This is a genomic window from Priestia sp. TRM10 (assembly GCF_057808375.1).
Genome location: NZ_JBJZOT010000015.1, coordinates 1,026,818 through 1,038,298, shown reverse-complemented (window position 1 = coordinate 1,038,298; position 11,481 = coordinate 1,026,818). Strand labels below are relative to the sequence as shown.

The following is an 11,481-nucleotide window of genomic DNA, read 5'->3' as shown; positions in this document are numbered from 1 at the left end:
TTCGGTTAAAACTGATTTAAAAATTAAGCGTTATTGTAGTACTCGTAGGACAAAACAACGAATATTCTTAGGGGGAATTACCAATGAAAAGCTTCAAGCGTCTCACATTTATGATGATGCTATCGTTAGTAGTAATCATCGCTGCAGCCTGTGGGAATAACAGTGCAAAAGAAGACGGTGAAGGAAATAGTGGCTCAGGAGAAGGTTCAGGAGAACTTTCTGGATCAATCACAGTTTCTGGTTCAAGTGCAATGCAACCTTTAGTAGCTGCTGCTGCTGAACAATTCATGAACGAAAACCCAGATGTTGACGTACAAGTACAAGCTGGTGGTTCTGGTACAGGACTTAGCCAAGTTTCTGAAGGCTCTGTAGACATTGGAAACTCTGATGTATTTGCAGAAGAAAAAGAAGGTATTCCAGCAGACGAGCTTGTTGACCATAAAGTAGCCGTTGTTGGTATGACAGCTGCTGTAAACCCTGAAGTAGGCATTAAAGATATTTCTAAAGAAGATCTTAAAAAAGTATTTACTGGTGAAATTAAAAACTGGAAAGAACTTGGCGGTAAAGACCAAAAAATCGTTCTTGTAAACCGTCCAGATTCTTCTGGTACTCGTGATACTTTCGTAAAATATGGTTTAGATGGTGAAACACCTGCAGAAGGCGTAACAGAAGATTCTTCAAACACAGTTAAAAAGATTATCTCTGAAACTGAAGGTGCTGTAGGATATCTAGCGTTCTCATATTTCACTGATGATACAGTAACACCACTTTCAGTTGATGGTGTTAAAGCAACAGATGAGAATGTTCAAAAAGGTGAATTCCCAATCTGGGCTTATCAACATTCTTACACTAAAGGCGAAGCTGATGGTGTAGCTAAAGAATTTTTAGACTACATGATGAGTGAGGAATTCCAAAAATCTGTTCTTAAAGACCAAGGTTACATTCCAGCGATCGATATGAAAGTTGAGCGTGACGCAGAAGGTAAACAGACAGATAAATAAAAACATTTCATGGCTCTTTAGGAAAACTATTTAAAGTAATAGGGTAAGTGCTAAAAGGAGGCATTTACCCTATTGCGATGTTATTAGGGGTGTTTTAAAAATGGAAAATAAAATGAGTTTAACAGCTAGGGAGCGTCTCATCACTTCAAAGAAAAATAAACATAAGGATGAAACGCGTGGGAAATGGTTGGTAAGAATTTGTGCATTAATCATGATTGCTGCAACAGTAGCAATTACAATATTCCTAACAGTAAAGGGATTACAATCCTTCATTAAAAATGGTGTAAGCCCAATTGAATTTTTAACCAGTACAGATTGGAATCCAAAAAATGGAGAATTTGGCGCGGTTCCGTTTATTTTTGGCTCATTTGCCGTAACATTTTTATCGGCAATTATCGCAGCTCCACTTGGTATCGGAGGAGCTATTTTTATGACGGAGATTGCACCTTCATGGGGACGAAAAATTTTACAGCCAGTTATTGAGCTACTGGTTGGTATTCCGTCCGTTGTTTATGGATTCATAGGTCTTACAATACTTGTTCCGTATATCCGCGGGAATTTTGGAGGCATTGGCTTTAGTTTACTAACAGGAACAATTGTTTTATCAATTATGATTCTTCCAACGGTTACAACTATTGCAACAGATGCAATGAGTTCATTACCGAAAAGTCTTCGTGATGGCTCTTATGCGCTTGGGGCTACTCGTTGGCAAACGATTCGAAAAGTATTAATTCCTGCAGCTCTTCCATCTCTTTTAACAGCAATCGTTCTTGGGATGGCTCGTGCATTTGGAGAAGCATTAGCAGTTCAGATGGTAATCGGAAATACAAGAAATCTTCCAGAAACGCTTCTAGACCCGTCAGCAACATTAACGACGATTATTACACTTAACATGGGACATACAACATACGGAAGTATTGAAAATAATACGCTATGGTCAATGGGACTTATCCTTTTGGTTATGTCATTTGCTTTCATTCTTGTTATTCGCTATCTATCTGCTAGGAGGAAAATGTAATGAACAGTAAGAAGTGGGATAAAATTGCGACAGGAGTATTTATCGTCATCGCAGGGATTATTGTGTCACTGCTTGTGGCATTATTTTCTTATATTATTGTTAACGGATTTAAACAGCTTTCATTTGATTTTATAACAAATCCATCAAGTGCAGTTATGGCGGGCGGTGGAATACGAGATCAGCTTTTTAACTCTCTATATATTCTCGTCATCACAATGATTATTACTGTTCCGCTTGGAATTGGCGGCGGAATTTATATGGCTGAATACGCAAAACCAGGAAAAGTAACAGATTTTATTCGTACTTGTATTGAAGTTTTAGCTTCACTTCCATCTATTGTTATTGGAATGTTTGGTTTATTAATGTTTGTTAACTTAACAGGATGGGGCTACACGATTATTGGTGGAGCTCTAGCTCTTACTGTATTTAACTTACCTGTTATGGTACGTGTGAGTGAAGATGCTATTCGCTCTGTACCAAGAGATCAAAAAGAAGCAAGTCTTGCATTAGGAATTACACATTGGCATACGATTAAAACGGTTCTACTTCCAACAGCATTCCCATCTATTTTAACGGGAGCTATCTTAGCATCTGGACGTGTCTTTGGGGAAGCAGCAGCGCTTCTTTTCACTGCAGGGCTTTCAACACCGCGTCTTGATTATGCAAACCTTAATCCGTTTTCTGAAACATCACCATTAAATATTTTCCGTCCAGCTGAGACATTAGCTGTACACATTTGGTCTGTAAATACACAAGGACTTATTCCTGACGTGAGCGAGATTGCGAATGGTTCTTCAGCGGTACTTGTATTGGCAGTTCTTGTGTTCAACTTATTAGCACGTTTCATTGGAAGCATTATTCATAAAAAACTAACAGCTTCAAAATAATAGAGTGGGGGTTTCCAACATGGCCAATATCGCCAGCTTAAAACAAAGAGATAAAAATGAAGGTATAGCTGAACGAATTGCAGAAAAAGATGTGTCGTTATCTGTTGAAGATTTAAGCATTTATTATGGTCAGAACCAAGCGGTAAAAGGAATTTCTTTTGAAATTGAGAAAAATAAAGTAACAGCGCTCATTGGTCCTTCAGGATGTGGAAAATCCACATTTCTCCGCAGTGTTAACCGAATGAATGATCTGATTCCAATTGCTAGAAGCGAAGGAAAGATCATGTATGAAGACATTAACATTTTAGGAAAAGATATTAATGTTGTTTCTTTACGAAAAGAAATTGGGATGGTATTTCAAAAGCCAAATCCGTTTCCAAAATCTATTTATAACAATATTACACATGCTTTAAAGTACAGCGGTATAAAAGGGAAGAAAAATTTAGATAGCGTTGTAGAAGAAAGCTTACGTAAAGCAGCTCTATGGGATGAAGTAAAAGATCGTCTTCATGAGTCAGCTCTATCTCTTTCAGGAGGACAGCAACAGCGCTTATGCATTGCCCGTACGCTTGCTATGAAACCGAGAATTCTCTTGCTTGATGAACCATCTTCAGCTCTTGATCCTATTTCAAATGCTAAGATTGAAGAGCTTATTGTCAATTTGAAGAAAGAATATACGATTGTCATTGTTACTCATAACATGCAGCAAGCTTCTCGTATTTCTGATAAAACTGCCTTTTTCTTAAATGGAGATTTAGTAGAGTATGCAGAAACAGATAAAATCTTTACAAATCCATCTGTAAAGAAAACGGAAGAATATATTTCTGGACGTTTTGGATAAGGAGGAGCGAGAATATGTCTGCTGTCGCAACAACGAAAACAGTATTTAATATGAATGATTTAAATTTATGGTATGGAGAACACCATGCATTAAAAAACTTAAATTTCTCTATTTATGATCATGAAGTGACGGCTATTATCGGACCTTCAGGATGTGGAAAGTCAACGTTTATTAAGACACTTAATCTTATGAATAAAACAGTGCCAGGCGTAAAGATGTCTGGTGAAATTAATTACAATAACCAAAACATTTTAAACTCTAAAGTCGATTTAGTAGAGCTTCGTAAAAATGTAGGAATGGTATTTCAAAAAGGTAATCCATTTCCACAATCTATTTATGACAATGTTGCTTATGGACCAAGAGTTCATGGAACAAAGAAGAAGCAAGTATTAGATGAAATTGTAGAAAAAAGTTTAAAAGATGTAGCGCTTTGGGACGAAGTAAAAGACCGTTTGAAAGCTCCAGCACTAGGTTTATCAGGTGGACAGCAGCAACGTTTATGTATTGCAAGAGCGTTAGCTACAAAACCTGAAGTGGTATTGATGGATGAGCCTACATCTGCTCTTGATCCTATTTCTACATTAAAAATTGAAGAGCTTGTATTAGAACTTAAAAAGCAGTACACAATTGTAATGGTAACTCATAACATGCAGCAAGCAGCACGTGTTTCTGATAAGACTGCCTTCTTCCTAATGGGAGAGCTTGTAGAAATTAATGATACAGAACAAGTTTTTTCTAATCCTACAGATCAACGCACAGAGGACTACATCACAGGACGCTTCGGGTAAGTTATTATTTCGTATCATGGGAGGAGACATGAATCATGCGAAAGATGTTTGACGTAGAATTAGACAGTTTGAGAGAGAAACTGTTCTATATGGTTGAACAAGCGCAACACAGCCTTAAAATGGCTGTTTCCTCATTACAACAACAAGACGAAAACCTTGCTAGAAAAGTAATTGAAGAAGCTCCAAAAATTGATGAGTTAGAATATGAAATTAATAATGATGCAATCCAGCTTTTAGCAAAGCAATCTCCTGTTGCTTCTGATTTACGTCGTATTGTTATAGCTATTAAAGTTTCCTCAGACCTCGAGAGGATTGGAGATTTGTCTGAGAATATTGCTCGTATTAGTTTGAGGATAGGAGATAAGCAACTTGTGAAGCCAATCGAGGAAATTCCAAAGATGGCTGAAGTTGTACAAGAGATGCTTCTTTCTTCTTTCAAAGCTTTTGATGCAGAAGATGTAAGGCTTGCTAAAGAAGTAGCAGAGAAGGATGATCTCGTTGATGCGTACTATGGCAATCTTGTTGATGAGCTTACAATACTTATGACGACCCATCAACAGGATATTCATCAGCTAACGCAGCTTCAATTTGTTTGTCGTCATATTGAACGAATTGGAGATCATATTACAAATATTTGTGAAAATATTGTTTATCTTGTTACAGGAAAAATGTATGAGTTAAATTAACAAAAAGCGACGGCTAATAGCTGTCGCTTTTTTTGTTGTAAAGTTTTTGTAAAGAATGTGGGTTATTAGTCATGCGTCTTTAGTAATTAGTTATGATGATTATATAGGTGATCATCAAGAATTGAAAGGAATTTACAAGCATGAATAGTAAAGAAGTATGGAGTTTTAAATCCTTCTGGAGAAGTGTACCGATTAGTAAGAAGTTTTATAGTATTTTTCTAATGATGTTTTGCTTTATGATTGTTTCTATTTTTATAGCTAAGTTTTTTCTGAATACAACACTACAAACTTTTCAAAGTGCTAAAGAAACAAACGAGCGGGCTGTTCATATTACAGAAATAGGATCTCTTATTCGTTCTAAAGATATTAACATTGCTGATTATATTACATTTTTAAAAGAGGAGGACCTGAAGCTTTATCGTTATCATCGAGAAGAACTTCATAAGTTAATGAATTTAATTCAGGAAGATGTAAATGTTTCGACTGAGATGAAACAACTTTTCTCTAAAGTCAAAGAGAATAATGAAAAAATTGATAGATTATTTATTTTTGAAATTTCTCCAGCTGTTGTTCGATTAGATAAAGAAATCTATACGTCGGCTCGAGAAGAAATTTCAAGCTTGAGAGACGAGAATCTGCAGCTGCTAAAGGAGCTTAGAACATTTACCACAAAAGAAAGTATGGAAGCTTATAAAGAAGCAGAGGGCAGCATCACTATTAGCATATTAGGTCTTCTCATCTCTACAGCTGCTACTTTTCTATGTGGAAGCATTGTTTTATTTTTCTTAGTGCGATTTATCAACTATCACTTGCAAAAGGTTGTTGGCTTGGCAAAGAAAATTGCAGAAGGAGATTTGTCGGTAGAAAAAATGTTCTATGATGGAAATGATGAAATTGGCGTTCTCATTCATTCTTCAAATCAAATGGCAGAAAATTTGAGGACCATTGTAACTTCTATTCATGCTGTTTCTAAAAACATTCATTATGAAAGTGACCGTCTCTTAACATCTACACAAGAAGTAAGAAGCGGCAGTGAAGAAATATCTGCAACATTCCAAGACCTTTCAGATGGAGCCAATATACAAGCTTCCTCGGCAGCCCGAGTGATGAAAACGATGCAAGTATTTAGCGAAGAGATGGATTCCGCTACCAAGGAAGTAGAACATCTTGTTCTTGCCTTTCGATACATAAGAGATATTACGAATAAAGGGAACAAATCAATGGAGGATTCTGTTCAAGAAATGACTTCTATCTATAATATTGTTCAATATTGTTACAAAGAAATCCAATCTCTAGATAAAAGCTCAGAGCAAATTACTCAACTTACTGATTTTATTAATGAAATTGCAGAGCAAACAAACCTGCTTGCCTTAAATGCGGCGATTGAAGCAGCTCGAGCAGGAGAGTATGGAAAAGGGTTTAGCGTCGTAGCTGAAGAGGTGAGAAAACTATCACAGCAAGTTGAAAGTGCATTAGGAGATATAACAGGAATTACAACTGAAATTCAAACTAAAGCAAAAGATGTTTTACAAGGGCTAGAAATTGGCTATGAAACAGTTGAAAAAGGAACAACTCTTATCGAAGCAACAGGACAAGGATTTCAACATATTAACGAAAGAATGGAAAAAGTTATTACAACTATTGAAAAGATTTCGCGTTCTATCTATCACCTAAAAGAGCAAAATGTCCATGTTAAAAGTACTTTTGACCAAGTTGCACTAAACTCGGATAAAATGACAAATCGAACGTCCCAGACGTTACAATCTGTCCAAGTTCAGGACAGTGAAATTGAAACTATATTAAAAAGGATTGAAAACTTATCAAATAATGCTGATGACTTAGCTTTTCTTGTCGAAAAGTTTAACCTAATGAAAGATAAAAAAGAAGAATAGGATGATTCTTTCTAAAATCGTCATACAGAAAAGCTCATGGCAGTGGGGGGTCGAAACATTTTAAAATAGATAAAAGTATAAAGAATATAGAATCGACAAATTCTGTTCATTGTAGTGGTAATCCAATGATGGTAAAATAAAGGTAAGAAAATTTTAACTATTGTTATGTTTTAGAGTCTCTTGAGCATAAAAGAATGAGGAAGTAGAAGTTCTAATGTCTCTAGATAGACTGATCCTTTCAGTGCGCACATGTGAAAGGAACATTGTTTTCTTATAGGTAATATAAGTTTACAATGTTCTTTACAATTAACTGAATTTTTAGAAAAATAAAAGTGCTAATGCCTATAAACAATCTTCAACAGAAAGATTTAATAGAAAACGTTTAGCTGACAGTAAATTTACAAATCTTTTAATAAGTTCACATATCAATTGTGTTCGGTACAATAAAACAGATAGAGGGTGCGAAAATGGATACATTGTATACAAACGAGAAGTGTATGGATAATTTCAATGATTCAGCAACATTTTTTCAACCAAGAATTGGAATGTGGATTGATGGAGAATTTTCATGGATTGAAATGTCCGAAAAAGAATATCACATTCAAAATTGTGTCCAGTACAAATCCTTTGCTTTTCAAGACGAGCATAAGTCTTGCCTTATTGATGGACACAGAATTTCTTTAGAGAACTTAAATAATAGAAGTAAAGAAATTAAGCTATATGTGCAGTATGAGCAAACGAAGCCTTTAGCAAAGCTTGCTTACTACAGGCCGAAAGATCATCTTCTTTCTTATCATATTGAAGAAGAGCTTGTTTTTATTAATGGAAAAATTGATGAAAAAGGTATAAAGCAGTATACTGTAACTTCAGCAGATCAAATAAATGAAGAGCGTCATCTTTGGGGAAATATCCGTAAAGGGGCGTTAAAACATCAACCTCTTGCATCTCGAAATATTGTGAGTGCGTTTACTTTAGAGAGCTTTCTTCTTCCATATGAGCATACTACCGCTGATATATGGAATATTAAAGCAATAAATGAAGAAAACGGGGTTAGTGCTAATAGAAAGCTTATAAAAAACAGACTGGAATTTTCATTCGAAAGATGATATTATATTATAGTCTGATTAACGAAATCATGTTTGGAGGGATAACATCATGCGTGTACAAGTAACTTTAGCTTGCACTGAAACTGGTGACCGTAACTACATCACTACTAAAAATAAACGTAACAATCCAGATCGCCTTGAGCTTAAAAAATATAGCCCAAGACTTAAAAAAGTAACATTACATCGTGAGACTAAGTAAAACAGTAGGAATTTTATTCCTGCTGTTTTTTATTTAAAAAGAACTCTTTTAAAAGATAGATAAGAACATTACATAATAAGGGGATAAAATGATGGAGGAGAAAAAGGTTAAAAGAAATCTAATGAAGAAGAACTTAAAAGAGCTGTCTTTGTTAGAGCGAAAAGAGATGAATAAAGAGATTCTATCAAGAGTTGAGAATACAAGGGAATGGAAAGAAGCAAGAACAATTGGAATTACACTTTCACTTCCATTTGAGGTTGAAACAAGAGATATTATTGAGAAAGCATGGGAGGAAGGGAAAAGAGTTGCCGTCCCTAAATGTTTTCCTCAAACGCACAAAATGGAGTTCTACCAACTTTCCTCTTTCACTGAGCTTGAGACTGTTCAGTTTGGCATTGAAGAACCGCTTAGTACAGCTGAAAAAATATCAAAAGAAGAACTTGATGTGATCTTTGTTCCAGGAGTAATTTTTGCGAAAAATGGTTATAGAGTAGGGTTTGGGGGAGGATATTATGACCGTTATTTGCAAAATTACCTAGGTGAGAAAATATCCATTGCCTTTCATACTCAAATTGCTGACTTTGTGCCAATTGAACCTCACGATATTCCCGTTGGTAAAATCATTACAAACCAAGAGGTGTTGATTTGTGAATGAGCATCTTCTTTTCTTCCTTCTTATTATTGTCGCATCATATGCAGGATATAAAGTAAAGGCCCTTACAAAATCAGGAGCGTTTGGAGCCTTTTTAATAGGAAGCAGTATCTATGCTGGAACAGGAGTGAAAGGTCTTGCTTTACTGGGTGTTTTCTTTATTACTTCCTCGTGTGTGAGTTTTTTATTTCAAAAACGAAAAGAACATGTTGAAGAAAAGTTAGAAAAATCAAGCAGTAGAGATATTATACAGGTGTTTGCAAATGGAGGAGTTCCAGCTTTATTTAGTCTTTTCTTGCTTTTCGATCCTACTCATAAAGGAATGCTCACTTTCTTATTTGCTGTAAGCATTGCAGCAGCAAATTCGGATACGTGGGCATCAGAAATTGGGACACTTAGTAAAAGAAAGCCACGTTATATTTTAACATTAAGAAAAGTAGAAGCAGGAACATCAGGAGCTATCTCATTGCTTGGAACTTTTGCCGCATTTAGCGGAGCTTTGTTAATTGGTCTTTTTTTCACTATCTTTTGGGAGGAAAAGTTGATAGCTCTTTTGTTTATTGCGATTTTCGGTTTTTTAGGAAATATAGCCGATACTGTTCTTGGAGCAACCATCCAAGTAGAATACAAATGTACGAATTGTGGTATTCATACTGAGAAAACAGAGCATTGCTACATGAAAACAAAGAAAATTAAAGGCATTATCTTTTTTAATAATGATACAGTTAACGTAACAGCTGTCTTCATTGGAGCATTTCTCGCTTTTCTTGCCTTCCCCTATATACAAGTTTAATAAGAAAGGGAAGAATAATCAGCATTGTTCGTGGGAAAGTAAGAAGAGGAGGTTAGAATATATGAAACGTTTATTAAAGTTTTTCATTATGACTTTACTTATTTCACTTGTTTATCAGTCACGTTATCAGTTGTTAAACATGCTGTTAAGAAATAGAGTAGGTCGCAGCTTAGCTGTAAGAACGGCTTTTACTTTCCCTTATATCCGCGGTAAGATGATGTCGCAACTTTTTAAGTATTAAGAAGGAAGGAACATAGTTTCTTCCTTTTTTTATATGGATGGAATGTAAAAACTTGCTTTTTTGATTGGATTTTGCGATGTTAAAAAAAAGAGTTCAGGGTGGTGAAAAAGATAGCAGTCTTAAAGCGAGATTTTCTATATTTTCAAATCGCACACTTTCTTATAGAAGAACAGAACTACAAACTAATCTACGCTTCCGATTCTAAACAAAATTTATACTTTAAAAATATCGAACAGGATAGCTATATTAGGCTTGTTAGAAAAGATTTAATTTGGACGAGAGATCTTAAAGAAGATGTAGAAAAAGAGGAAGAAACTTTACGAAATTCAACGGTTTATCGTTTGTCCAAAAAAGCAAAATGGACTTATTTATATATATCAGATGTTAATCCTTTTTTTGACTTTCACTATATTTTCAGCACAATTACAGAAGAAAATATAACTGGAAAACTTTTGTCTCCACCTGATGTAATGGAAGAGGAGGAATTGGCTTTTGGGAAAAAATTTTCACCGCTTGTAGATGAGGAAAGCGCTTTAAACTTTATAGAAGGTGTGAAACAAAAAATACAAAGTATTGAGCGAGAGCGGGAAAAAACCATTCAAAGAACGTTCTTTTACGGAAAGCCCATCTTTTCTTCCATTTTCTTATTTATACAGATTCTCTTCTTTTTTTGGCTTGAATTTAACGGAGGAAGTCAGAATGTAGAAACGCTCGTTAAATATGGAGCTAAGCATAATGAGCTTCTTTTAGAGGGAGAATGGTGGAGACTCATTACCCCTATTTTTCTCCACATTGGCTTTTTGCACCTCTTAATGAACAGTATTGCTCTGTATTATGTTGGCACAGTTGTTGAGCGAATATATGGAAGCAGTCGTTTTCTATTAATTTATCTTATAGCTGGAGTATCTGGAACAATAGGAAGCTTTTTATTTAGTCCAACCATTTCAGCCGGTGCCTCTGGTGCTATTTTTGGTTGTTTTGGTGCTCTCTTGTTTTTTGGGTATAAAAGCCCGGAAATCTTTTTTGATACGTTAGGAACGAACGTCATCATGCTCGTTCTATTTAATATTGTGTTTGGATTCGTTGTACCTGGTATTGATAATGCGGGTCATTTGGGCGGACTTATTGGAGGATTTGTTGCAGCAGGTGCTGTTCAACTTCCTAAAAATCAGAGTAAACTAGCTTCTTTAGTGTATATTGTAATTTTACTAATTGGGATTGGCAGCAGTTTATTTTATGGATATAATTATAAGAGTTAGCAGTAAGATTTAATAGGTATATTGAAAGGATTATAGCTTTTGAAAAAGAAAGTATGTTCATACCTATTGAAAGAATTTACAGTAATTCACGAGGGAGAAACCTTGACGACTATAGTGA

The 11,481-nt window shown here is 35.4% G+C and carries 13 protein-coding genes; all 13 read left to right on the top strand.

Going from position 1 to position 11,481, the window contains the following annotated elements; genetic code table 11:
- Positions 1–83 precede the first annotated feature (83 nt).
- A complete protein-coding gene (locus ACK3CR_RS22105) occupies positions 84–1,001 on the top strand; it encodes a phosphate ABC transporter substrate-binding protein (RefSeq protein WP_019391476.1) in 918 nt (305 codons plus the stop codon).
- A 100-nt stretch (positions 1,002–1,101) separates the two neighbouring features.
- A complete protein-coding gene (gene pstC / locus ACK3CR_RS22100; RefSeq protein ID WP_040056800.1) occupies positions 1,102–2,019 on the top strand; it encodes a phosphate ABC transporter permease subunit PstC in 918 nt (305 codons plus the stop codon).
- Positions 2,019–2,906, top strand: coding sequence for a phosphate ABC transporter permease PstA (pstA, locus tag ACK3CR_RS22095; protein WP_243517656.1), 888 nt, complete (start codon positions 2,019–2,021; stop codon positions 2,904–2,906). Before pstC ends, pstA begins: the two co-directional genes overlap by 1 nt.
- A gap of 19 nt (positions 2,907–2,925) precedes the next feature.
- Positions 2,926–3,747, top strand: coding sequence for a phosphate ABC transporter ATP-binding protein PstB (gene pstB / locus ACK3CR_RS22090; protein WP_061801992.1), 822 nt, complete (start codon positions 2,926–2,928; stop codon positions 3,745–3,747).
- A gap of 14 nt (positions 3,748–3,761) precedes the next feature.
- Positions 3,762–4,535, top strand: a complete 774-nt coding sequence (pstB, locus tag ACK3CR_RS22085; RefSeq protein WP_046217857.1) for a phosphate ABC transporter ATP-binding protein PstB — start codon at positions 3,762–3,764, stop codon at positions 4,533–4,535.
- Positions 4,536–4,570: 35 nt separating this feature from the next.
- On the top strand, positions 4,571–5,221 hold the full coding sequence (gene phoU / locus ACK3CR_RS22080) for a phosphate signaling complex protein PhoU (RefSeq protein WP_019391481.1): 651 nt from the start codon (positions 4,571–4,573) through the stop codon (positions 5,219–5,221).
- A gap of 140 nt (positions 5,222–5,361) precedes the next feature.
- On the top strand, positions 5,362–7,113 hold the full coding sequence (locus ACK3CR_RS22075) for a methyl-accepting chemotaxis protein (RefSeq protein WP_243517659.1): 1,752 nt from the start codon (positions 5,362–5,364) through the stop codon (positions 7,111–7,113).
- Between the two features lie 467 nt (positions 7,114–7,580).
- Positions 7,581–8,219: a hypothetical protein gene (locus ACK3CR_RS22070; RefSeq protein WP_243517661.1), complete on the top strand. Its 639-nt coding sequence runs from the start codon at positions 7,581–7,583 to the stop codon at positions 8,217–8,219.
- A gap of 49 nt (positions 8,220–8,268) precedes the next feature.
- On the top strand, positions 8,269–8,418 hold the full coding sequence (gene rpmG / locus ACK3CR_RS22065) for a 50S ribosomal protein L33 (protein WP_019391484.1): 150 nt from the start codon (positions 8,269–8,271) through the stop codon (positions 8,416–8,418).
- Positions 8,419–8,506: 88 nt separating this feature from the next.
- The gene (locus ACK3CR_RS22060; RefSeq protein WP_488976115.1) at positions 8,507–9,073 is read left to right on the top strand and encodes a 5-formyltetrahydrofolate cyclo-ligase; all 567 of its coding nucleotides are present in this window, start codon (positions 8,507–8,509) and stop codon (positions 9,071–9,073) included.
- The gene (locus ACK3CR_RS22055; protein ID WP_410914535.1) at positions 9,066–9,863 is read left to right on the top strand and encodes a DUF92 domain-containing protein; all 798 of its coding nucleotides are present in this window, start codon (positions 9,066–9,068) and stop codon (positions 9,861–9,863) included. Before ACK3CR_RS22060 ends, ACK3CR_RS22055 begins: the two co-directional genes overlap by 8 nt.
- A gap of 61 nt (positions 9,864–9,924) precedes the next feature.
- Entirely contained in the window at positions 9,925–10,104 is a 180-nt protein-coding gene (locus ACK3CR_RS22050) for a hypothetical protein (protein WP_061801986.1), read from the top strand.
- A gap of 101 nt (positions 10,105–10,205) precedes the next feature.
- Positions 10,206–11,363: a rhomboid family intramembrane serine protease gene (locus tag ACK3CR_RS22045; protein WP_410914536.1), complete on the top strand. Its 1,158-nt coding sequence runs from the start codon at positions 10,206–10,208 to the stop codon at positions 11,361–11,363.
- The last annotated feature ends 118 nt before the right edge of the window (positions 11,364–11,481 follow it).